This is a genomic window from Rhodoferax sp. GW821-FHT09E07 (assembly GCF_059416145.1).
In genome coordinates this window covers 97,078-121,255 of the sequence record NZ_JBWKOP010000006.1, presented here as the reverse complement: position 1 = coordinate 121,255, position 24,178 = coordinate 97,078, and the positions used below count along the sequence as shown (strand labels likewise).

Sequence of the window (24,178 nt, the reverse complement as noted above, 5' to 3'; positions counted from 1 at the left end):
GAGTTAAGTGCATATTCCACTCAAAACGGCCACTCGTTCCAATCCAAACCCGCCACCTGTTCTGATTCAAAAGCGCCACCCAGTCCAATCCAAACCAGGCCACCCGTTCCAGTAAAAACCCGCCACTTGGGCGGGTGCGTGTATTCAAGTATCTCGATGTATGCCGCTTCGCAAGCTTTGCGACTTACGCGCTCAACCTGTCGTGTGGGAGCTTCGGTGTCCTTGGATGGCCAGCGATTCCCTATTTAAAAACCTGATCAAGCGGGACGTAGCACGCCTGCGTACCACGCCCCAGAGACTTCAATGCCAGTTGGCAGCAATCACAGGTGTCAGGGTGGTGGCCGCGCTGCCGGTCAGCGTGGTTTGTCCCGCAGCCGGAGGCGCAAACGCTGCCATCGCATCCACCAAGTTCTGCACCTGGCTGTCCAGCAGGGTTTTTCCGTCGCTGGTCTTGATCTGCTCCATGTGGTACTGGCTGCCCGGATACTGGGATCCAGAGTACCAGTCCTTGAGCGTGACGCCGTCAGTCGTGCCAATGACATTGATGCTCAGGTCGTTGCCGGTGTGGGTAAACCACAGCTGGCTGGAACTGATGTTTTCCAGGACCAACTGGTCTTGGCCCCCCGCATCCAGCAGGCTATCCTGGCCATCCCCGGCCGCAAAGTAATAGGTGTCATCGCTCCACTGGTCGGCAATGATGGTGTCATTGCCCAATCCACCCCGTACCGTGTCGTTTCCGCCACCCGCACGGATGACATCGTCACCCGCTCCGGCATCAATGCGGTCACTCCCCCAGCCCGTGCTGATGGTGTCATTGCCGGCACCTGCGTAAATGACATCGTTCCCCCAGTCGGTAGTGATAACGTCATTACCGTTGCCGGTGGTGATCGTGTTGTTGCCCCCGCCTGCATTGATCAGGTTATTGCCATCTCCCGCGGTAATGGTGTCGTTACCCCAGCTGGAGGTAATGGTGTCATTGCCTGCACCAGCACTGATGAGGCTGTCGCCCCCAATGGCCGTGATGGTGTTGTTGCCTTCGCCACCAATGAGGGTGTCCTGGCCCCAACTGCCCATGAGGGTGTCATCTCCTGCCCCACCATCGAGCACATTGTGCGGGCCGCCTTGGGCAATCAGGGTGTCGTTGCCCGTGCCACCGATCAGGGTGCTGCTGTTCCAACTGCCATACAGGGTGTCGTTTCCGGCACCGCCCAGCACCGGGGTGTTGTTGGTGTCGGCGTACAGGGTGTCGTTGCCTGCCAAGGGGTCGTTGGTAGGGGCAGTCGTGGTGATCGCCGTCACCGACAGGCTGACCAAGGTACTGACGCTGGCCCCGGCGGTATCGGTGGCAATCACTGCCAGGCCCAAGTTGCCCACATCGGCATGACCCGGTGTGCCATTGAAGGTGCGGGTGGCACTGTCGAACGTCAGCCAGTTGGGAATGGCAGACCCATCCGCCATGCGGATCGATAGGCTTAGGGTGTCTTGCGCATCGATGTCCGCAAAGGTGCCAACCGGTACGGTGTAGCTGAAAGGTGAGCCCTCCAGCGCCGCCATGTTGTCGATAGGCGATGTAACGACGGGAGCGTCGTTCACCGCAGTCAGGCTAAAGCGCTGGGTTGCAGCCACAGGTGCCGCGGTGCCGTCGCTCACACCGTAGCTCAGGTTTGCCGTGCCGTTGTAGTTGGCGTCTGGCGTAAAGGTCCAGCTGCTGGTTGCTGCATCGAACGCAGACAGGGTGCCGTTGCTGGCCGCAAGTCCCGTCACAGACAGTGTGTCACCTTCTACATCCGTAAAGCCTGCCAACAAGCTGGCTTGAGAGATTGTGTAGGCCGTATCTTCTGCGCCTGCGGCCAAGGTGGCTTGGCTACCGGTGAGCACAGGAGCCTGATTAATATGGCCCCCTGCTTGGGCTAGTGCCACCGCATCGGCCATGGATATCTTTTGCCCATCGTGGAACTGTAGAAATTCGATGCCTTGACCGGGCAGGTCATAGTCCGAGCCTGCATCGGGCAGGTCATTGCGGGTAAGCTGAATGGCGGCCAAGCGATGGCCATTTTTTTCTACTGCCAAGTAGGGAAGGTTCAAAGGGGTGCCGTCGTAGTTTGTCCCCTGGCCCACCGTGGGCGCGAAATACTTGGCATCGGTATTGGGGCGCTGGATGCTCCACTGCAAGTCGGCCAAATGGATGCCGGGACCAAACTCCACCGTATCGTTGTCTGCGCCTTGGGGAACGTTTTCCGGGCCTTTGCTCCCGCCAACGTAAGTGTCCCAAAACATCGGATTCGTCAAACCGCTGTCAGAAATGTAGTCGAACCCTGGGTTGGAACTTCCTTGATCGAGCACCATGTAGCGATCTGGTCCTGCGCCACCGTCCAGTGAATTGAAACCGGTGCCGCCGTAAAGGATATCTGCAACTTCAGAGCCCAAGATCGTGTCGTTTCCGGCGCCACCGTCGATCCAGCTTGCGGTGGTATCACCCGTCAACAGTACCTGATTTCGAACCGACAGACTGTCCGGCAAATTGTCTGGAACCGCCCACAAGCGGTAATAAACTCCCAACTCTTCTTCACTGCCGCTGCCGCGATTGAAACCACGCATATTGGCCATCAACACATCGTCTCCAGCGCCACCACTGACCATTCCCGAAGAAAACGTAAATTGGTTGGCCGATGCGCCCAGTTGCGCATCTACCGTCGCAGGCAGGGACAGATAGCGGCCGGGGGTGTACGTCGCTCCCCAGTAGGGGTCCATCCCTATCAGGGTACGCTCAATCACTGGCGCAGACACGTCCGTACTGGCAGCATCGGTTTGCACCTGCTTTATCTGCCACGCTGACGTATCGGTCGGCGCGGGGTACAGGTCGTATAACCCCCCGTTGTAATTCCAGTCCGAATTCACCTCCACCGCATGCCAGTCCGGCCGCCACTGCAACGCGCCCACGCTTTGGGCGTAGCTGATTTGTGCCCGTGCAACTTGCTCGTAGCGCGCCAAAAATGTCGCATTCGTCTGTGGATCGGTCTCGCTCACCGTCGAGGGAAGAGGCAAGTCTGCGGGCAAAAAGTCCGCCAGGGCGTATTGGGCGCCGCCCACGTCCACGTGGATGCGGCTACCGCCATCAGCGCCACCGTTGACCTCAACAGCGCCATTGCCCCACATCAGTCCGATCGTGTTTGCGTTCACCCGGTGCGCATGCACCTCCGACAAGGCAATGGTACTGTCCAGGCGGATTACATCGGCGCCTTGGGTATCAGAAATAGTGTCGAGCTCCGGGCCACTATTGGAGCCGGCATCGGTGGCGCTGAAAACGTATACGTCATCTCCCGCGCCCCCGTCCATTTGGTCGTAGCCGTTGCCGCCAATCAATACATCGTTGCCATCACCGCCAAACAGCGTGTCGTGGCCGAACCCGCCCACGAGCGTGTCATTGCCGGCGTCGCCATAAAGCACGTCGTGACCAATGCCGCCAATCAGGGTGTCGTTGCCAGCATCGCCATGGATATTGTCATTGCGAGCGTTGCCATAAACGACATCATCCCCAGCACCCGCGCTGATCTGGTCATTCCAACTGGTTCCATACAACACATCGTTGCCCTCAGTCCCTGTCATCAGGGCCTGTGTGATCTCGGACTGGTCAATCGTAGAGCCATCGGCAAACGTAATGTTGGCGTTGCGCCATACGTCGAAGCTAACGGACCCCTCATCAAAGAAACCATCGAGCCGAATATCAGTGCCGGTGCCGGTGTTTCCGTCATACACGTTGAGCAGCAGGTCGGCCCCTGACATGGTCACATGCCAGTCCGACGTGTTTCTGGAGCCCGCAAGCACGATAGTGTCCTGTCCCTCGTTGACCGACTGCTGGTCTGCGACAAGCGTCACCTGCTGCACACTGGCTCCGATGACATAGGTGTCATTGCCCGCTCCGCCGACGAGAGTGTCGCCATTCCCTTCAGCAATCAGCGTGTCATCGCCCTCATGGCCGATTAAGGTGTTGTGTCCCGCACCGCCGCGCAGCACATCGGCCAGGGCCGAACCCTCAATCGTGTCATCCCCATCCGTGATCTGAGCATCCAGACTTGCCTGCACGAGGGTCGTCAAGGCCACTGCTTCACCAGTATCGGCAAAGCGCAATTGCCCTACGCCACCGCCTTGCAGCTCCACACTCACCTCAAAATCCGTTGCCGCCAGCACAATGCCGCCACGGGCGCTGCGTTGCACGCTAACGTCGGCGGCCCGTATGCCATCCGCAAACTCGACCGCATTGGTTCCACCCGCACCATTGGGGGTGTCGCCGGTGACGGTGTCGTGTCCGTCGCCTGCGCCTACCTGCACGGTGTTGTTCAGGCCACTCAGCACAATGGTGTCATTGCCCAGCCCGCCCACGGCAACGCCGCCGTTGTAGTTCAGTGTCAGGGAATCATCGAGAGCGCCACCGAACACAGTTTGGTTGTCGCCCGTGGCACTCTTGGCTGCTGGCGTGCCCAGCTTGCTGGTCACCAGCTTGGCAAAGCTGATGCTTTGGCCGTCGAGCTGGACGGTTTGGATGGTGTTGCCCAGCTGGGCATCTTTAATGAGAAGGTTGTTGCTGGCTTCCAGCGATCCGTAGCTAATGGTCAGGTCATTGGGTGCGCCCGCGACGCTGCTCACGCGCACATCTGCCAGATCCACCCCCTGGAGCACCAGAGTGTTGGTGCCTTCGGTGTCGGTAATAGTGTCCACCCTGGCGTCTGTTTGCAAGCCGTCGCCCACGCTAAAGATGTAGGTATCGTTGCCCGCGCCGCCCAGCAGTTGGTCGGCTCCGCTGCCGCCTATCAAGGTGTCGTCACCACCGCCACCGGTGAGGATGTCGTTGCCCGCGCCGCCGTCTAGCACGTCGGCGCCCTGGTACTGGGTGGGTATCCACCACACCGACGTGGTGGCTTGGTCGGATACCTGGGAGTCGCCAAAGAGTTGGTCGTCGCCATCGCCGCCTTCGAGCCAGTCGCCGCCTACCCCGCCAATCAGCACGTCGTTGCCATCGCCCCCATACAGGCGATCGTCTCCCGCGTTGTCGTAGGCCCACAAGGCATTCGTGGTGTTTTGAAACTGGCTCTCTTGGGTGGTGTAGTTGCCGTCGCCAACCAGGGTGTCATTGCCCGCACCGCCCATCAAAATGTCCTTGCCCTGCATGCCGTACAGGGTGTCATCGCCTGCGCCACCAAACGCGGTGTCGTCGCCCATGGCTGCTATCACTGTGTCGTTGCCATCGCCCGCGTCGATGACGTCGGCGAACTGGGCTTGCCCGCCATCAAAATGGACTTTGTTCACCCACTGGCCAGAATAGATGACATCGTTGCCAGCACCCGAGCTGATGGTGTCGCTGCCGGAGCCGGTGTAGATGGTGTCGTTGCCCCCGCCGCTGCTGACGATGTCGTCGTCTTGGGCGGTGACTGCCAGGTGCTGGGGGTTGTTCACGCCGTTGTAAGCCCGCGCGCTGGTGCTGATAAAGTCATCCCCATCGCCCAGGGTAATGCTTTGGCCAAAGGTGTTGTCGGCATAGACCCAGTGGGACACTGCGCTGAGGTCGGTGTATTGCTGGCTGTTGATGTCGGTATAGGCGGTGGATACGTTGGGGTTGGCCGTGGGGTCGCTCAGGTACACGCGGATGGGGTCGGCAAGGGTGGGGGCGTCTGTAGCTACCCGGTCCAAGGCCTGGAGGTTGATCCCCAGGTCACCACTGGCAAAGTTGCGTACGGTGACGGTACCTGCCATTCGGGCATCAGTGGAGGAGGTGCGTTTGCTGATGAGCAGGTCGCCGCGGGCATTGGCCCCAGGGTTGTACGCCAGCACATACAGATTTTGGGAGTCTTGCCACAGGTTAGTGGAGCCTTTGATGCGTTTGAAGTCCAGGCTGGAGAGGTCTATGCCGTCAAATTTCAAATTACCTTGGCCGTCGCTGTCTAGTACCGTGTCGTTGCCGAATTTACCGGTGAAGACGTAGGTGTCGTTGCCTGTGCCACCTTCCAGATAGTCATTGCCGCCCATGCCGTCAAGGGTGTCGTCTCCACCGCCTCCGTACAAATGGTCATCCCTGCTGCCGCCCGTGATGTCCGCTTCGCTGGCTTCGCTGCCAAACACTACATAGCGGGTGTTGGCAGTGGTTTTGTCACGCAAGACTTTGGTGCCGTTTTGGCGGTCGTCCCAGACGATGTCTTCGGCGTCGAAGCGCGTGTTGATGGGAGTGAATCCTCCAAGACCATCCGACTTCTTATTGCCCCAGGCGTCGGGAGCGCTGCTGTCATAGCTGGCGTTGTTGGCGTTGTAGTAGTCCTTGCGCACCAACAGGGCTGCGCGATCTTGCAGCCAAGTGTCTGATACGTATTGCACCATGCTGGTGTTGCCATTGGCTACGGCATCTTTGTCAGCCTTCCAGTGGTTGTACACGTCACCCCACTGGGTACTGACCAGTGCGCGCGCGGCATCCGAATCACCAAACTGAAATGCAAACGGGCTCAGGCTGTAGAGCGCGGCATAGGCACCAAAGTCGGTGCGGGCTTGGGTGGCGAGGCCTGATGAGGCGCTGAGTTGGAGGGACACCGTGCCGTCCGCTGCCTTTTTGAAGAGATCGCTGTTCTGAATGTCATTGAGCAGGGTGTAGAAGCTGTCGCGCCCGGTGTAGCCGCCTTTGTTATCGACATTGGCCCAGGTCCCGCCATCGGGGGAGCCTTTGAGGCGGATGTTGTTGCCTGGGCCAAACACCAAATCTGCCAGGGCGTTGAGGGCGTTTTCTAGCACGTCGCCTTCGGCTTTGCCTTGGTCGCCACTCTGTATCAAGGAGCCTAAAACCGCGACACGATTTGAGGCCTGCTCCAAAATGGATTGCATCACCCCATAAACACCTTTGCTACCTTTCCAGGTGGCCCCCGCGTCTGCACGTTGATCGGCAGGCAGCATTTGCAACAAGGTGTTTTGTACGTTAAGCGAGTCCACCATCAGTACCAGGCTGTGGGTGTCGCCAAAGTCGTTCAGACTGTACTTGTCTGTGAGTAACTTGATGTCAAGGTAACTCAGTGAGCGTGATAACGCTTCTGAAATGTAGTCGCCACGCTTGAGCGGCTGGTCTTCAATGAAGATCCCCACCGAGGTTCCGTAGTGCAACTGCGAGTTGGACACCGCAGACGGCGATGTGGCCCCCTGCACATCAGACTGGTTGCTCATCGGGTCGGACGCAATCTGGCTTTCTGTGAGCGCTTGTACCAAACCATCTACTAGACCAAATGCCTTGGTTTTAAGTCCCGTGAGTAGCACCGCCAGCTGGTAATCAAACGTGGCCTGTTCAATCTGGCTGATGGGAACGGTTGCCGGGTTGGTGGGAATGGTGGGGTCCGTCGAGCCAGATGAGAGCTTGGGCGCATCAGTGGCTTCCGTGATGATGGTCTGCATCCGGTCCAAGGCATTACAGACCATGAGCTGTTCTGGCGTGAGTGCGGGGTTTTCTTTACCCGCATTCAATTGGTGAACAGCTTGTTTGGCTGCACTAATGTCCCATTCTTTGTTGCCCAGTTTGGTACGGATTTGCGTCACTGCAGCCCGCAGTGCTGGGTCGGTAATCGCTCCGTCAATTTGGGTGCTGTCTGTACGCAGGCCATGGAAGTAGGCCATCACGCTGCCCAGGGTTCCCTGGTTGTTCTGGATGGTGCCAACGCCTGCACCATTGAAGGTGACGACCTTGTCTATGCGGTCTTGTGTGCCGTCTTCCCGGCGCAGCAGGTTGAACGCGGTGGCCAGGTGCCCGCCGAGGCTGTAGCCGGTGACGCTGAACTTGGCGCCATCGGGAATCAGCTTGGTATCGGTCAGGTGTTTGTACCAAGCCTCCATGTCGTCGATCTGCCCAAAGGCCCAGCCTTTATCTTTGATCTCCAGCGTGTTGGTGGCCTGGTTGTCTCGCGCCGCGTCGTCCAGAAATTCCGTGCTGCGGAAACTCATGACGTATTCGCCCGCCTTGGTGCCGGTTGCGGGGTCGTCCTTGATGGCTCTCAGCAACGTTCCAGAAAAACCCGTGGGAGTATTGGATTCGTGCTCGACAACCGTCCATTGGGTTGCAAATTCTGCGGCTTGGGTGGCGGTGAATTTGCTGGCGTGGTGATTTCCGATTACCAACATTGCTGGGTCTATGGCTCCAGCGTAAATCTTGCTAGGCGTCAGGACGACATCTTTTTTGGTCGCGTCCATGTCAAACAAAGCCTCTGCCGCCATTTGTACATTGGCGAACTTCAAATATTCAGAAATGGTTGGTGCGGTCATTTTTTTACTCTCCCTTTGGAATCAAAACTTGGTCTACGAATTTGCGGGTAGCCGCGCTTGCCCCTACCGCATGCCCCGGGCACTTGTCCGCGGTTAGCCATTCCGTCAGGCGTATGCCCCGCGGGCGATAGGCGTAACGGGTCATCTCTCCGAGCACTTCATTGGTCTTTAGGTCCAGCACTTTGACGGTGCTACTGGCCACGCCGATGGCACGCTCCTCTGGAATGACGTGGTCCTCAAAGGTCACGCCGTATCGGGGGGCAGGTGCGGTAGCCGGGGTTTTATCCAAAAAGAATTTGATGTAACCCTTGAGATATGACTTGTCGTATTGCCACGGCTCTTCTCTTCGACCGATGTACCGGTACCTTTGTCCGTCTTTGGCATCAACCACATCCACGTAGCGATAGCCTGGAAGCCCGCCAGGGCGCTTGTCGGTATTTATGTAGCCACGGTCTTCCCGTGTAACTGGTTCGCCTTTTGGGGAACTGGAATATTCATAGCCGAGGAAGGAAGTGATGTAGCTGTCCGCATAGGCTTCGATGGCAAACGCCGCCCCTGGCCACATCGGGTCTTCCAACTGGGTCTGGCTGCGATCCGGGCGCACCTTCATCAGTAGCACGCCCTCCACATCTGGCACCGTGCGGTAGATTTTTTCACCGGCTACGGTCTTACACTTTTCTTCGTAATATGCCTTCCCCGCCTGGGACATGGTGGACACCTTGTCGCGATCGGTGGAGGAGACCTGTGGGCCGTTTTGGCAGGCGCTGGCAAGAATAGCCAGCACCAAGATGGCTGTGAGCTTGCTGGTTCGAGTTAGTGTTGGCGTTTTCATAAAATCGTCCTTCTAAATTTTTTTGATGCGAGGGTGCTCTGAAAGTCAGATCGAACCGACGTTCGATAGAAGATGCACAGGCAGCCTACTAGTCCAGATGATGCGTTACGCGCAATAGATCTAAGGGCGTAGCGGAAACGGCATGGGGAATGCTCAGCAGCGGAGCTGATCGAGGCGAGGTCTCTGCGGAATATCGTGCAGGAGCCGCCAAGCGTCGCAAACACCTTGGCGCTAGCGTAGCTCGGCCGGCATTCTTAATGGGTGACATCAGCGAAGGCCACTAACAAACCAACAATCACGGCACACGGCTACATTCCTCTACCTGCTGAATAGTGAGTAATCCTACTGAGCTTGGCCGGATTGCGGTATCCCCAATATTGGGGACAAGACCACACGGAATCATCTTCGCCAAAATTGATATCCAGGATGTGGACTCCGATATGGCAACCCCGGTTCGCACGGCAATCACCATCGTGGTGCTCTCGGCATTTGCTGCCTATGTCGAAGAGCGCAGAATCCTGCACCCACTTGGTGGAAACGGGCGGTGGTGCAAAGTGCCGAAAAGGCAGTCTTGCCGGGCGCCGCAACAGCGTCCGCGACTTGGCCCCACGATGCAGAAACGCTAGCTGCGTTGATCTCTGGGCCACTTGGGCCGACTGTCTCGGACACGCAATCCCCTCAAATCCATCTCCTTCTGAATTGAAGGGACACTGAAACTACGGGCACTCTACACATCTTCACATTTTTCCGGTATCCCCCGTTCGGGTGAATTTGTAGTGAATTGGGGTGAGCACAGGCAGCTGAGCCGTAGTCGCTTGCCCACCAGTCATGGTGGGGGGCTTTCAGGTGACAGTGTTTCTGCTTGGAGCCTCTGTTTTATCTGCAACTTTGTCCAAAGCACCACATTCTTTGAGTAGCCCTCTCGGCTGAATGCATGACCTAGCTATCCACACGAGGGTAGGCGCGGAAATGAGGCCAATCAATGCAAAGCCCATCGCTTGTTCCCAACCAGGCGCTTTAGAAACCGCGATCGTTAACGACATCAAGGTAACCATGGTCACCAACATCGCAATCTGCAACCAGCCCAGGAGCGGCATCACGTAGCCTTTGTCGATTCGGAAACCTTGCCGGTCGGCCTTCAAGAAACCACTCCTCTTCAAGCGCTTGATTTCCGAGTCCAGAAGATCATGTTTCCGCTGGAACGCAATGACCTTGATGCGCATCAGCGTACAGGTCTCAAACCCAAAGCGTGCTTTGAAAAATCCAGGGTTTTCAATGGCAGTCTCATCCAGTTTTTTCGCTGGCCAGGTTGCTATCGCAAATTTGAAATTGCTCTGTGCATGGATCTCCAAATAGTTACCAGCAGCATTTCGCTGCTCGGCTGCAATATTGATTTGAACAATTTGGGCCTGCTCTTCAGTGTCCATGACATCTCCTGCTTTTTGAATTTCGTTGTTCGGGTGTTCAGGCGGGCGTGAATCAATCACTCTTATAGTCGCGCCCCGCATTGCGCTGGGAAGTGCCGATATTGATTTGTACAGTCGCACCCATGGCACGGGAGAGAACTGCCATTTTGTTGAAGGGTTTGCGGGACTCGAAGTGGGCAATAGCCGCAGCCAACAAATTGCGTTGCTGCTCGATCGGGTCCTGCGTCTCCAAATGCCCGTTGTACAACTCCAATGCGAGATCTTCGTCTTGAACAAGTGCGGTCATCTTCTCTACAAAGGTTGCAATTTCTGCTTCCTGCAGGACCTCATTGATTCGTCCATCCCGGATTAAATTTGCAACAAGCTTTGCTGTAGTGTTCTCTTCCATGACAGCAGCACGGGCCAACGCTACGTACAGTCGGATCGATCGCAGCAGGTCTAGATCGATACTGCCGGCACCCGCCATGGTCCCATCACCGGTCAGCAGCCAATCGGCAGAAATGCCGAATTCCAACCTTACTGCGCACAGAAAGTCAGCGCCAGGCCTCTTGTTACCCCGCACCATTTCACTCACGAATCCTGGCGACACCCCGATCTTGCGAGCGAACTCGCTCTGATTCAGCCCCGTGTGGGCCACTGCCTGGGCGAGTCGATCCGCAAAACCACCCAGCTTTGTGTCTGGGGAGTCGGGAGAAGGATTGTCTGAAATTCTCATTAGGTTTATATTTATGTCTTTGGAGAACTTATAAATTCTTAATAGAGATAGATTACTCCTTGTTGGATGATTTGTCACCTCACCGATCAACATGGATGCGATTGAAATCAACTACCGCCTGCGCCGTTTGGGAAAAACCCAAACCGACATTGCGCGAGAACTGGGGGTGCAGGGCGGGGTTGTCAGCAATGTGATTCACGGCCGCATCACGGCCCATGCCATCGCGCAACATATTGCGTTGCTTTTGGGGCAGACCGTCCAGGACATCTGGCCTGATCGGTATGTATTCAAACCCCGAACGTCAACGTCCAAGCGCCCAAAGCACGTTCAATTGGTGCCCATCGCAAATGAGGAGGGCCCTATGTCTGGATAGCCAGCCACTCACGTGGAGGACGCCGGAAAAGCAAAAGGGCCCAGACTGCAACATCTGGACCCTTTTTGGTGGTTCGCTAACTAACTTCAAGCGAATTATGCGATTCCCTCAGTCAGCCGTCAAGCACGCTTGATGGCCTGACAGCCCTCTTTCCCCCAATCCGAGACCCGTACGCGCAACGCGAGGATGTTGCACGTGGGTACTACAGGGAGAACACCAGTCACACACCCGTGTGGCTGGCCACCATGGTCAACAGGAGAATCACTATGCGCAAAATCAGGCAAGTCTTGCGCCTTGCCCTTGAGCAGGGATTGAGCAAGCGCGCCATTGCCAAAAGCCTCGGCGTCAGCCGGGACGCTGTCGCCGATTACGTCACGCGCGCGATGGCTGCAGGAGTCACAAGTCCAATTCCACCTGAGTTGGACGATGCCTATCTGGACCGTTTGTTGTTTCCCGCTGACCTGAGCCGACAACAGCGCCGGCCAGAGCCGTCTTGGGAAACAGTCCAACAGGACATGAAGGCCAAGGGCGCAACCCTGCAAACACTGCATCAGGAGTATTTGCAGACCCACCCCGATGGGATGGGCTACAGCCACTACTGCAATCAGTACCGCCAGTGGCAAAAGACGCTCAAACGATATATGCGTCAGCCGCACATCGCTGGTGAGCGTGCGTTTGTGGATTACGCCGGGCCTACGATTGCCATTCACAACATGCAGACGGGCGAAGTACGGACCGCGCAGATCTTCGTGGGAATATTGGGCGCCTCGAACTACACCTATGCCGAGGCCCATTGGAGCCAGAAGCTCCCCAACTGGATTGCAGCGCACGTCCGGATGTTCGAATTTTTCGGCGGTGCTCCCCAGATTGTGGTGTGTGACAACCTCAAATCGGCGGTAACCAAAGCCAGTCGGACCGAGCCGGTAATCCACTCTGCATACCAACACTTCGCTTCTCACTACAGCACGGTCATCCTTCCTGCACGGCCGCACCAACCGAAAGACAAAGCCAAAGTAGAAAACGCGGTGCTGATTGTGGAGCGCTGGATCTTGTTCCGACTTCGCAAACGCATATTTACCTCCCTCTCGGAGGCCAACGATGCGATTGTTGCGCTACTGCAGGACCTCAACAACCGGCCGTTTCAGAAGCTGGCGGGGTGCAGGCGCAGCCACTTTGAGGCCATCGACCTGCCTGCGCTTCAGCCTTTGCCAGCCCATGCCTTCGAATACACCGAATTCCGCCGTGTGCGGATCGGGATGGATGGACTCTTCGACGTGGATGGGACCCCATACAACGCACCGTTCATGCTCAGTGGGAAAGTAGTGGATTTGCGCATTACGCCTGGGACGGTAGAGGTTTTGCATCAAGGGCAGCGGGCTGCAAGCCATGAACGACAAGAAGGCGCAACCCCCGTCATCGAGTCACAGTATCTGAAGCCGGCAGATCGACACTTTGGGCAATGGAGTCCAGAGGAGTCCCTGACATGGGCTGCCGGTGCTGGAGAGAACGTGCGCGCCTATCTGGCAAAACAACTGGCTGGCAGCACGATCAAAGAGCACGGCTACCGGATGACGACTGCGATGAAACGCATGCAAACAGAGTACGGCAATGAGCGTTTGAATGCCGCATGTGGCAGGGCCTTGGAGATTGGTGCCAGTTCACTGAGCAGTGTGCGTTCCATCCTGCGCACAAAACTGGACCAGCAGGTCAACCCGGATACCACGCACCAGGAGGCTGCATTCGATCACTCCAACGTACGCGGCGCGAAGTATTACCACTAAACAAGGAACCCAACATCATGATGACGCAAGCAACCCTCAGCAAACTCCATGAGATGAAACTCTTTGGCATGGCCAATGGTTTCGAGAATCAGCTCGAAAGCCCCCAGTCCAGCAAGCTCAGCTTTGAAGAGCGATTCGGGCTTCTGGTGGATCAGGAGCACACGTACCGGGATAACCGCCGCCTGCAGCGGTTGTTGAAAGCCGCCAAGTTGCGGGAGACGGCATGTGTCGAGGACATTGACTACCGTGCAGAGCGTGGTTTGGACCGTGCCGAAATCGCATCTCTCTCGCTATGCAATTGGATCAAACATGGGCACAACCTGATTGTGACGGGCCCCACAGGTAGCGGCAAGACCTGGATGGCCTGTGCGCTGGCCACCCAGGCCTGCCGGCTGGGGATGACTGTAAGTTTCCAGCGACTGCCGTTGTTGATTGAAGATTTGGGTGTTTCCCATGGGGATGGAAGTTTCAGGAAACGTTTGGACCAGTTGGCCAAGGTCGATTTACTGATCCTAGATGACTTCGGCTTGGCCGCACTCAATGCCATTGGGCGCAACGATATGCTGGAAACCATTGAGTCACGATCTGGTGCTTTGGCGACACTGATCACCAGCCAGTTACCTGTGGATCGTTGGCATGACTATTTGAGTGGTGGAAATCCTACGGTCGCAGACGCCATTTTGGATCGCATGGTGAGCGGCTCTCAGCGACTGGAAATCAAAGGGGAGTCCATGCGCAAGAAACGCAAGCGTGCGGCTGCCTAATGCCAAGCTAAAAAGCAGAGTTCAACGCAACCCGCCCGAGTGGCGGGTTTTTACTGGAATGGGTGGCCTGGTTTGGATTGGAATAGGTGGCGCTTTTGAATCAGAACAGGTGGCGGGTTTGGACTGGAATGACTGGCTGTATTGGACTGGAATACGCATTAAGACGCTCCCATTGAATACCCAACTTCCGCACTCAAGGAAACCAGCGCAGCTGCAATCGACTCGGCTTCGGGTTTTAGTTTTGCAACAGCTAAAGTCCCCGAGCTCACGCCGCCGTAGTAGACATTCACGAACTGGCTGAAGTCTGGAGGAATCGTGTCACCGAAGTGCGCGAGTGCCTCAGAAATCGAACCGAGCACCATGGAGTCAATGGGCTGGCCTTCGATATGGACTTCATAGACACCGGCATCCAGGCGGGAAATGTAGAGATCAAGAACTGGGACTACAGCAATCATGAGACATACCTTTGTGCGGCGGTGATCAGGGCGAAGAAATGGGCGACCTCCGCATTGTCGGGTGGACTGACACCGCCCAGGCCGTGGTCACTACACACCTTCTTGGAGACCAAATGGGCCCAATGAAGGCGTGGGCGTTCCAAGGGAGGGGCACATTCTGCAGCCAAGGCGCCTCTGCGGCCTGACATGAATTGCATGGCCGTCACCGTGGACCAGTTGTTCCCCAGAGATTTCTTGAGTTTGGTCAACGCCAGTTGCATCTCGTCTTCTCCGGCCGCCAGTATCACTTCCGCGCACAGACGGGCCTTAGGTACTTCTTGGGGCGCCACGCGCCTGATGCCCGCAATTTTCTGATCGAGTGACTTAGACATGGGTTCGGCCCACGCGCACGCCTGCGCGCACCTTCATTACCGCTGAATCTTGTTCGTTGCTCGTGTCATACGCCTGCCGCGCGCTTTGAATCGACGTCTTGTTTCGCTCCGCCCATGCGGCAAGCGCGTGCACAGGCTCAACCAGTGACCTGCCTAGCGCAGTCAGCTCGTAGTCCACTCTTGGGGGGATCGTTGGAAACGCCTTGCGCGTGACCAGTCCATCACGTTCCAGTCCACGCAATGTGAGTGTCAACATGCGTTGAGAGATGCCGTTGACCAGCCGCATGAGCTCATTGAATCGTTTGGGGCCGTCTTTGAGGCTTCCAACGGTGTAGAGGCTCCACTTGTCCCCCACGCGATCCAGGATTTCCCGCACGACCCGACATTCGTCAGGCACCTCGGTGTTTCTAGGTGACATGGATGTGCCTTCTTGTGCAGTTCAAAGTGGTTCTCATACTATCCCAAGTAACAAAAGAGTACTGGTTGTTGCCGCCAGTGAAGGGGCCGCTCTGCTGGATGCCCGTCTGTCTCTCAATCCAACGCGAAAGGACTTCATCAATGTCAAAATCTCTACTGGTTACCGGTGCATCCGGTCAGCTCGGCCGCCAAGTCATCGAATCTCTGCTGGATATGCAAGTGGGGCACATCATTGCCACCACGCGCGAACCATCCAAGCTGGGAGATCTGGTGACCCAAGGTGTGGAGGTTCGTGCAGCGAATTTTGATGACCCGCAAACTTTGACCACCGCATTCGCAGGTGCCGACCGCCTGCTGCTGATCAGCACCGACTCGATCTACCAGCCAGGTCAGCGACTGGCACAGCATCGGGCGGCGATTGCTGCGGCCGAACGCGCTGGCGTGCAGCACATCGTCTACACCTCATTGCCTGCACCCCAGCCAAGCGAGACCAGTCCGATCGAAGACGACCACTTCTGGACTGAGCAGGCAATTGCGGCCAGCTCGATGAGCTGGACCTTCATGCGGCATGGACTCTATGCAGACAATCTCTTGTGGTCGCTTCCCCAAGCTGTAACCAGCGGAGTGTTGGCCACTGCGACGGCCAACCGGGGGCGTCACTGGGTGACACGTGCAGATTGCGCCCGTGCTGATGCAGCGGCCCTGGCGTCGGACGACACCTCTCGCAGGATTCACGAGATCACAGGTCCAGCGGCGGTGACCGCGGAGGAGCTTGCCGCGATGGTGACGCAGCTGACCGGGAAATTGGTCAAACATGTGAACGTCACCCCAGCTGCTTTGCACGATGGCATGGCCAGTGCTGGCTTGCCGCCAGCGATCGTGGGCGCATCCGTGGGTTTTGACCTTGCCACTGCACGTGGGTTTCACAGTACCGTGACCCCCAGCGTTGAGGAGCTGACGGGGCGTACCCCTACCTCTCTGAAGGACTTTCTGGCCAGCCAGAAGGCAAGATTGCAGGCGATGTCACAGTAGTCCGAATGGATCTTCAGTCTGACCCGTGGGGGGAATCCGCCCGTTCCAGCCCTTGCCCCAAAACGGGGCGCTGTTGTAAGACTGGGTTGACGGACTGCAATGTTAGTGCTGGCTAACGCTGTGGAGCCCATGAAATAGGCTATGGGTTCCGTATTTCTGGCCTTGAGAGGCCGTGTTTACACATGACTCTTCGAGGCACGGTCTGTGCTTTTGTGCTTTGGAGTAAGTGGGGAGCTTCGTAGAGGAATACCCCTAAGGTCCTTGCAAGGATGGCAACTGATGCTATATAAATAGGAGTGGGCATGGAGCTTGTGGCTGTACGCATGAGCAGCTTGCCCGCGTAAACGGCCCTTCGTATAATCGTGGGCTTTTCGCAAATTTGCCTGTTGGTGAATCGAAGAGGTTCAGTCCTAATAATTAAGGGCACAAAAAAGTGCTCGGGAGTGCCACGAATGGGAGCATTCGTGGGTAAACGGTCCTTGTGACCGGCATTTGACTTGGTGGAGCCGCATATGAATGAGCGTGAACGCTTAGATGTCTTGGTGAAGTTGGCTTTGGAATCCAGAAATGAGGCCTCGATCAGAAGCCAGCTGGCCAAAGTGCAAGCTGATGACAAAGTGCGCTCCCATCCCGCTCTTGACGGAGTTCTGAGTCGCGCGAAGGCAAGACAATTCGACAATAGCGACCGCCTGAATTACACGTACGGTCTCTAACCCAAGCCTTGGGCTTGCTGGGTAGAGAGGTAGATTGAAAAAACCGCCATCTGTGGCGGTTTTTTTTTGAACAGAATAAAAAGGGAGGACTATGCCGCTGAGCAATTTAACGCCATTGAGCGTCGTCGAATACAAAGAAGACTACATCATCAATTTCGTTCGACACAAAACGGGATGGAGCGAGCGCAATGAGGTCTCGCAAAAGACGCAACTGATCTACTTGAACCGCTATCTCCAGAGCAAGTCCATCGAATGCAAAACGATCGTCGCGGAAGACGAGTACATCGACAGGCACTTTCTGGAGGACTATGCGGAGTACTACGCGAGATGCTTTCCCTCCCATCCGCGGAAGTGTTCGCGGCTGCATTTTTTCAGTGAAACATTCGATGAGCACGACTTCAAAGAGGCGCTCGCCAACAGCGACAGCGAATTCAATACCAAACTACAGCAAAGTTATCTTGGCTTTGCTGTAATCAGGCCCATACCTCACACTTTTTTCGCGAAACTCTGTTTGCGCCCATTTGGAGCACATACCTCCAAGGTTGGTAGACGGGTCTTGAGGAAACAAGTTTCCGTGTCCTTGTTCGGGATTAGTCTGACCATCGACACAATTCCATTCATCGAACAAGATAAGGTTGTGTCGGCATGTGCCACCAGCGCACTATGGACGGCATTGAGTGCGACCAAAGACACGCATGTCTCCAATCTCCCTTCGCCCAGCGCCATTACGAAATCAGCGACCCATTTGCTCAATGAAGCGGCCAAGGTATTTCCAACAGCAGGACTGACACCACCGCAAGTGGCAAAGAGTTTGGCCCATTATGGGTTGGCGCCGACCGTGGTGTATCTCTCTCCAGACAACTTCATCGGTGATCTTAAAGAGCGGATTTACGCCTACATAAGCAATGAAACGCCGTTAATACTTGGCGGCGATGTGTATGAGAAGACCACAGATGGAAATAGACAATTGGGCAAGCACCTTGTCTGTGTGGTCGGCTACAACATGGATGAATCCACGAACGCAGGAGATCGCCATCTCTTGAGCGATGCCATCGACAAGATCTACATTCATGATGACCGCTTCGGGCCGTTCATCAAGGTGAAATCTGTCTTGGAGGAATTCGAATGCAACGACAAAAAGAAGTCAGGTCTGGTCTTGCAGGTTGACGATGTTCACGACAATTACTTCATCCCCGATGTTCTGATCATTGGTTTGAGCCATAAAGTTCGTATCCCGTATGACCACATCAGTGCGATCTCGGCGGCACTACAAGGTTACTTGCAATGGGCCACCGAAGATGTGTACGAGCTTCTGAAAGTTGAAGCTGATCCCTTGCGGGAAAAAAATGAGGTCATACATGAATCATTGCGCTCCATGCTGTACGGGGTTTGGGATGTCTCCCTGGTCACAAGTACCAAGGTCAAGGAAGAGCTGCGTGATCAGTCAGTTTTTTGGTCATTCAATGGGCTGGTGAACAAAACATCGTTGCTTTTGCAGAATCTACCCAAGCATATTTGGAGATGCAGGATCCATCAGCGGTGCGAGGATGGAAACAAGTTGCTCACCGATGTTCTCTTTGACGCGACGGAGATCCCGCAGGGCAGGCTTATGGTTGGGTACATTTCCTACAGTGAAGAGGCGCAGCGGATATGGCATTACGTTGAGTCTCAAATCAGAGAGCGTGTCTGGCAAAACTATGGTGGCTCCTCGGAGAGCAAAACTTACATTGGATGTGTCATCAAGTTCTTCAGCGAGCTGGGAAACAGCGCTACCCTAAACACCATGTATGGTCCGCTCGGACTGCCGCGGCGAGAGATGAAGCCTGGTGAGACGGATGACTCTCAGAATATTGCGCACAGAACCGATGTCTACACCATCCGCTCTGGAAGCGCATTGACCAACTTTGGTTTTCTTGAAAAAGCGAAGAAATACATTTGGGTGATCAATGAACTTGGGGACATAGTGATCGGGGAAGACGTTGCCAAGAACAATGAGTTCAAAGGCCATCCAACGCTGATCGATGGGAAACCTGGCCGCATTGCTGGGGAACTGTTTTTCACTGCTGATGATTCATCGTGGAAGGCCAACCTTCAATCCAGAGCGTATTCAGGCCACATAAAGAAAAATTCGCCTGAATCTGATATCTATTTGAACAATGTCATCCAAAGTAACTTGGCTCCACTGGATTGCCAAAAGGCAACCTAAATGGGCTCCGGTGTAGCACTGGGTGTTGCTTGCTTGTAGCCCTGTGAGATGAGCACTTCCAGAAAATCCGATTGGCTCATCCCTGCAATAGCAGGTTCTGCTCGCCTTGTAGCGGGTGAGCCATCCATGGGGTGGCCGTAGAGTGGATACTCATGCGCGAACGTCACGGCGAACTCCTCGCCAGCGCTCTTCCAGAGTGGTCGTAGACGAGTATCGGTCTGCCATGATGGCGTGGTACCTTGGTTCATCAGTGGAGTGCGCATGCCACGCTTCAAGAAAATCCTCCTGAGCCTCTGTCTGGTGGCCCATGTCCCTGCGGCTTTGGCCTGGGGTGCCGATGGTCACCAGATCATTGCCATGCTGGCTGAGGCCCAGCTCAGCCCCGCAGCGCGCAAAGAGGTGAATCGGTTGCTGGCGCTGGAGCCCGGTGCAACCTTGCCGAGCATCTCCACCTGGGCCGACGAACACCGCAATCCGGCGACAGCACCCTGGCACTACGTGAACTTCCCGAGAGGGGATTGCAACTACCAGCCAGAGCGTGACTGTCCTGACGGTAAATGCGTGGTGGCGGCCATTGAACGACAGCTGGAGATTTTGCGCACGCCTGGTGATGACGAGAAGCGCTTGACCGCCTTGAAGTACGTGGTGCACTTCATCGCCGATATCCACCAGCCCTTGCACGCGGGCTTTGGTGATGACCGCGGTGGGAATAGCTACCAGCTTCAGGCTTTCATGCGCGGGAGCAACCTGCATGCGGTGTGGGATACCGGGCTGATCAAGGCCTTGCAGCAGGAGAACGAGGCGATTGTTAAAAACCTTTTGACACGTCCATTACCGGGGCCGAAGTCTGCGTTTTCTGCGGCCGCCACGGCCATGGAGTCCTGCCGCATTGTGTCTCGTCCTGACTTTTACCCTGACCGGCTGGTAACGCCGGCCTATGTGGATAGCTATGTGCCCGTGATGACCTACCAGCTGGCGCTGGCAGGTTCCCGGTTGGCGCAGGTCCTCAATGAGCTGAAGTAGCCGCGATGGATATCTGATCGAGGTTGAACCGCATTGATAAAAGTTACTTCATGGAGCTCAGGCCAAACAAGTTGTCTGCCTGGTTGAACAAAATGTTCACACAGGCGTCGGGCATGGCGTGGAGACAAAAATCCTCTGCAAGAGGTGCCTCCGTTTTGAGCTCCCAGTAACAATGCACCAGGGCGGACAAATGCGCAGGGGGCTTGTCCACCGCATAGCGGACAGAGCGTGCGGTTTTCTCCACACCATCTGGAATAGGGTCATACATAGCTGGCCAAAAGGTGCAGGAGGAGGATAAGGAGACGCGAGGCAATAGGTGGATGCACCTGTTAACCGCGTGAGGCAGGGTGATGCATGGCCCCCTCTTTGGGATTGAGCCTCGGATTGCGCCACTCACGCTTCACGTCGCCATACTTGGCCAGCAGCTCCTGGCCATCCACTCCGTAAACCACGTGCGCGAGTTTGGCCATAGACACTAAGCCCTGTGTCTGCTGAAAATTCAGATACTGGAACAGGCTCATGCCGTAGACAGCTGCGGCATTGTTTCCCAGCGGAGTGCGGGAATCAAATCCAAATATGGCTTGGCTTGGGGTGTTGGTGCCCAAGTCCACACCGGCAAACACCGGGCCGCCTACGAAACCACCGCCCATATTGGGCGCGCAAATAGCGACATCGAGCACCTGGCCGTAAACCTCCACCCAAGAATGGTCAAGGCTTTCGTCTTCTACTTTCACCTCTCCGATGCACAGTGCCACATCTGTCTCGCGCAAGCCTGCTTGGCGCAACCGCATGTAGAGTACCGCTGACGTATCGTGACAGCCACCAAGGTATCTGCGGTCCACGACAAAACGCAGCATGGGCTCAAACGCAGCGTACAACTTCTCGCCTTCTGGCGTCTTGGCCGCAATTTCCTTGGCACGCTCCCTTGCGACTTCAATATATGTTTGGCGTTTTTCCCCATTCAACTTGCGGATATCACCCAGGACCAGTGACAGCCCTGCAAGTTTGCGACGTTTGGCCTCACCCATAGTGGACTTCCTTGTGTTCTGCGATGAAAGCAGCCATGGTAAGGGCCTGAGGGATGAAATTCGTCGTGTCTTCTCCACCATGAATTGATCTTCACCAATCCGGCACTGGTCAATACAAGCAGACTGGTCAGCAATTGCCGGAACGAAGTTCCGCGATTTCTCGCGTACGCAATCTGCATTAGGTGGAACCGTTCTTAAGCCTCCCAAATAGGGCGCGGGATGCCTCGGCGTCCAGTCCTATGCTCCCGTCGACCAGGAAAGTGTTGCGGCTGAAGGGGCGAAAGTTCCAGGAGCGATCGTCAACAGCCAGCCATTCCCGTGCGGCATAGCCTTGTTGCAACAACCAGGCGCGACATTCAGCTTCTCGCTCATAACCGACCAGCGTATCTGGAACGTCATCCAACTGCGGATACCGAGGCGTCACTGCGGTTACCCGTGCTGCAATATCTGCAGAAAAAAGTTCTCGCAATTCATCCAAAGAGCGAGTGAGACGCCAAGTACTGGATATGACGAGCTCAATGTCAGGGAAAGCCCGGGCTACTTCCTCGAAATAGTCCCGGTGCATGAAGTGCTTGGACGAATGGCAGAACTCCGGATGCATGACTCCATCGAAGTCCAGGAACAGGATTTGGACGGATGACGCGTGGCGAACGGGACGGTCAAAAGAATCCATAACGTGGGAGCGTTTGGTGGTTTCCTAGTGGATTCAATTCGATTTGAAATTACACGCACACAGAGGTCAAGTCTTGTCCCAAGGCATGTTGCTAGATCAGTGTGGACCACAGAAGACATCAAAGTGCACAGTCGTTCTTTTTTGGTGAACCCGAATCCAATCTCGAGTCCTCAAATCTGGATAGCGCTACTTCGTTAACTTGTTAGCACAAATTTGAGTTACGGCTCTATAACGAAGCTCAAATTCACTCTTTCGGGTGATATCCGAATGGACTATGCCGGGCTACATTTACGCCCAGTCAGTGCAGTCCCCCGGTCGTTGGTGGGTGCCATATGAGATCAAGCCCCACCCATGTCGGACCCGTCACCCGCTATTCATCGCTCGCACCCGCTTCGCTCCACACTTACGGCTGTCTTACTGATTGCGCTGTACGGAGTCGCCGGCGCCCAAACCCTGACCAACGCTGAACGTGATGCTGCGGAACAGCGCCGCATCCAGGAGCGCGATGCCCAACTGCGTGAGCAGCAAGAGAAGGCGCGGGACGTTCGCTTGAACGCGCCTACAGCCCAAGCACAGCGCCTGCCTGAATCAGAAGCCCCTTGTTTCCCCATTCGCCAGATCGAACTGCGCGGCAACAACGCAGGCCAATTCAGCTGGGTGTTAGACAGTCTGGCTGGCACACAAAAGGACGACAGTCCTCTGCGCAAATGCGTGGGTGCCCAAGGCGTGGGCGTGCTGCAGCAACGCGCTCAAGAAGCATTGGTAGCCAAGGGCTTTGTCACCAGCCGCATCCTGGTGCAACCGCAAGACCTCAGCACGGGCAATCTGGTGTTCACTGTGCTACCTGGAACGCTGCATGAAACACGGCCTGACGCCGGTATCCCGCAGCGCACCTTACGCAGTGCCATGCCCATGCGCGAAGGTGAGATTCTCAATCTGCGGGACATCGAACAGGCATTGGAGAACTTCCAGCGTGTGCCCACCACGCAGGCCGACATCCAGATCGCTCCGGCCAGCACGCCAGACCAAAGCGACCTGGTCATTCACCGCCAGACGGGTTTCCCCTTGCGGGCCAGCTTCAGCCTGGACGACAGTGGGTCTAAATCCACAGGCCGCTACCAAGCCAGCGCCACCTTGTCGTGGGATAACCCCTTGGGGCTGAACGACCTGTTCTACATCAGTCAGGGCAATGACGCCCAAGGCGGCGACCCCGGGCCACGCGGCAACCAGAGCAACACACTCCACTACTCGCTCCCGTGGGGCTACTGGACCTTTGGCCTGACTGCCTCTGACAGCAGCTACTACCAAACGGTCACGGGTAGCACCACCGGTTATGTCTACAGCGGCGCCAGCGGCAGCACCGAGCTCAAGGCCAGTCGCCTCTTCTACCGAGATGCCAGCAGCAAGGACACGGTTTACCTCAAGGCGCTGGAGCGCCATGCGCGCAACTACATCAACAGCGCCGAGATTCTTGTCCAACGCCGTGCCACTGCGCTGTGGGAACTAGGTCTGGACCACAAGGTTTTCCTTGGCCAAGGCACGTTGCAAGCCAACGTAGCTTACAAATTTGGAACCAGTGACTTCGACGCACTGCCTGCGCCTGAGGAGACCAGTGGAACAGGTACAGCCCGCCCCACTTTCTGGACGGCAGATCTAGGTTGGAGCACGCCATGGACACCTTGGAAGCTCCCCTTGGCCTACCAGGCCAACCTGCGCCTGCAAGCCACCGACGTGGCACTGGCCTCGCCAGACCGCTTTGGCCTGGGCGGGCGCTACACCATCCGCGGCTTTGATGGAGAAAACTCTCTGAGCGGCGATGCGGGCTGGCTGCTGCGGCAAGACCTGCAGTGGAACCTGGGCCAAACCGGAGGCCAGCTTTATGTGGCTTTGGACATGGGTGAAGTCGATGGACCCAACGCCAGCGGTTTGTCTGACCGCTTCATGGCCGGCACGGCTCTGGGATGGCGCATTCAGTACAAAAAACTGCAGTTCGACGCCTTTGTAGGCCATCCCGTACATACACCTTCCACGGTACGGACATCCGCATCTACTGCGGGCTTTTCTCTGAACTACGCGCTGTAAACACTG

General features: G+C 56.2%; 16 protein-coding genes. 7 read left to right on the top strand and 9 right to left on the bottom strand.

The features are described 5' to 3' along the window. Positions 1-300 precede the first annotated feature (300 nt). From AC07OE_RS13115 to AC07OE_RS13100, 4 genes are all read right to left on the bottom strand, one after another. Positions 301-8,280: a cadherin-like domain-containing protein gene (locus AC07OE_RS13115; protein WP_495071012.1), complete on the bottom strand. Its 7,980-nt coding sequence runs from the start codon at positions 8,278-8,280 to the stop codon at positions 301-303. A 4-nt stretch (positions 8,281-8,284) separates the two neighbouring features. Beyond that, complete coding sequence (locus AC07OE_RS13110; RefSeq protein WP_495071011.1) at positions 8,285-9,112, bottom strand: hypothetical protein; 828 nt, start codon at positions 9,110-9,112, stop codon at positions 8,285-8,287. Between the two features lie 842 nt (positions 9,113-9,954). Then, a complete protein-coding gene (locus AC07OE_RS13105) occupies positions 9,955-10,539 on the bottom strand; it encodes a hypothetical protein (protein ID WP_495071010.1) in 585 nt (194 codons plus the stop codon). 52 nt (positions 10,540-10,591) lie between these two features. Next, positions 10,592-11,347, bottom strand: coding sequence for a helix-turn-helix domain-containing protein (locus AC07OE_RS13100; RefSeq protein WP_495071009.1), 756 nt, complete (start codon positions 11,345-11,347; stop codon positions 10,592-10,594). On the opposite strand from AC07OE_RS13100, the gene AC07OE_RS13095 reads away from it, so the two are divergent. The 3 genes from AC07OE_RS13095 to istB all read left to right on the top strand — a co-directional run bounded on the left by AC07OE_RS13095 (position 11,346) and on the right by istB (position 14,172). Further along, a complete protein-coding gene (locus tag AC07OE_RS13095) occupies positions 11,346-11,627 on the top strand; it encodes a helix-turn-helix domain-containing protein (protein WP_495071008.1) in 282 nt (93 codons plus the stop codon). The genes AC07OE_RS13100 and AC07OE_RS13095 overlap by 2 nt on opposite strands. Positions 11,628-11,893: 266 nt before the next feature. Beyond that, positions 11,894-13,408: an IS21 family transposase gene (gene istA, locus AC07OE_RS13090; protein ID WP_495071007.1), complete on the top strand. Its 1,515-nt coding sequence runs from the start codon at positions 11,894-11,896 to the stop codon at positions 13,406-13,408. Positions 13,409-13,425: 17 nt separating this feature from the next. Next, the gene (istB, locus tag AC07OE_RS13085) at positions 13,426-14,172 is read left to right on the top strand and encodes an IS21-like element helper ATPase IstB (protein ID WP_495071006.1); all 747 of its coding nucleotides are present in this window, start codon (positions 13,426-13,428) and stop codon (positions 14,170-14,172) included. 158 nt (positions 14,173-14,330) lie between these two features. Here the strand turns inward: istB and AC07OE_RS13080 are convergent, their stop codons facing one another. Beyond that, positions 14,331-14,627 carry a hypothetical protein gene (locus AC07OE_RS13080; protein ID WP_495071005.1) on the bottom strand — a complete coding sequence of 99 codons (297 nt, stop codon included), beginning with the start codon at positions 14,625-14,627 and terminating at the stop codon, positions 14,331-14,333. Positions 14,628-14,990: 363 nt separating this feature from the next. Beyond that, a complete protein-coding gene (locus AC07OE_RS13075; RefSeq protein WP_495071004.1) occupies positions 14,991-15,416 on the bottom strand; it encodes a winged helix-turn-helix transcriptional regulator in 426 nt (141 codons plus the stop codon). Between the two features lie 140 nt (positions 15,417-15,556). Between AC07OE_RS13075 and AC07OE_RS13070 the strand changes: the two genes are divergently transcribed. The 3 genes from AC07OE_RS13070 (at position 15,557) to AC07OE_RS13060 (ending at position 20,389) form a co-directional block, all read left to right on the top strand. Beyond that, positions 15,557-16,447, top strand: coding sequence for an NmrA family NAD(P)-binding protein (locus AC07OE_RS13070; protein WP_495071003.1), 891 nt, complete (start codon positions 15,557-15,559; stop codon positions 16,445-16,447). A gap of 804 nt (positions 16,448-17,251) precedes the next feature. Beyond that, the gene (locus AC07OE_RS13065) at positions 17,252-19,366 is read left to right on the top strand and encodes a hypothetical protein (protein ID WP_495071002.1); all 2,115 of its coding nucleotides are present in this window, start codon (positions 17,252-17,254) and stop codon (positions 19,364-19,366) included. Positions 19,367-19,627: 261 nt separating this feature from the next. Further along, on the top strand, positions 19,628-20,389 hold the full coding sequence (locus AC07OE_RS13060) for a S1/P1 nuclease (RefSeq protein ID WP_495071001.1): 762 nt from the start codon (positions 19,628-19,630) through the stop codon (positions 20,387-20,389). Between the two features lie 43 nt (positions 20,390-20,432). On the opposite strand, the gene AC07OE_RS13055 is transcribed toward AC07OE_RS13060, so the two are convergent. The 3 genes from AC07OE_RS13055 to AC07OE_RS13045 form a co-directional block, all read right to left on the bottom strand. Then, positions 20,433-20,657, bottom strand: a complete 225-nt coding sequence (locus AC07OE_RS13055; protein ID WP_495071000.1) for a DUF6597 domain-containing transcriptional factor — start codon at positions 20,655-20,657, stop codon at positions 20,433-20,435. Positions 20,658-20,718: 61 nt separating this feature from the next. After that, entirely contained in the window at positions 20,719-21,417 is a 699-nt protein-coding gene (locus tag AC07OE_RS13050; protein WP_495070999.1) for a hypothetical protein, read from the bottom strand. A 178-nt stretch (positions 21,418-21,595) separates the two neighbouring features. Next, positions 21,596-22,090: an HAD domain-containing protein gene (locus tag AC07OE_RS13045; RefSeq protein ID WP_495070998.1), complete on the bottom strand. Its 495-nt coding sequence runs from the start codon at positions 22,088-22,090 to the stop codon at positions 21,596-21,598. A 351-nt stretch (positions 22,091-22,441) separates the two neighbouring features. Here AC07OE_RS13045 and AC07OE_RS13040 point away from each other — a divergent pair, with 351 nt between their 5' ends. Further along, a complete protein-coding gene (locus AC07OE_RS13040) occupies positions 22,442-24,172 on the top strand; it encodes a ShlB/FhaC/HecB family hemolysin secretion/activation protein (protein ID WP_495070997.1) in 1,731 nt (576 codons plus the stop codon). The last annotated feature ends 6 nt before the right edge of the window (positions 24,173-24,178 follow it).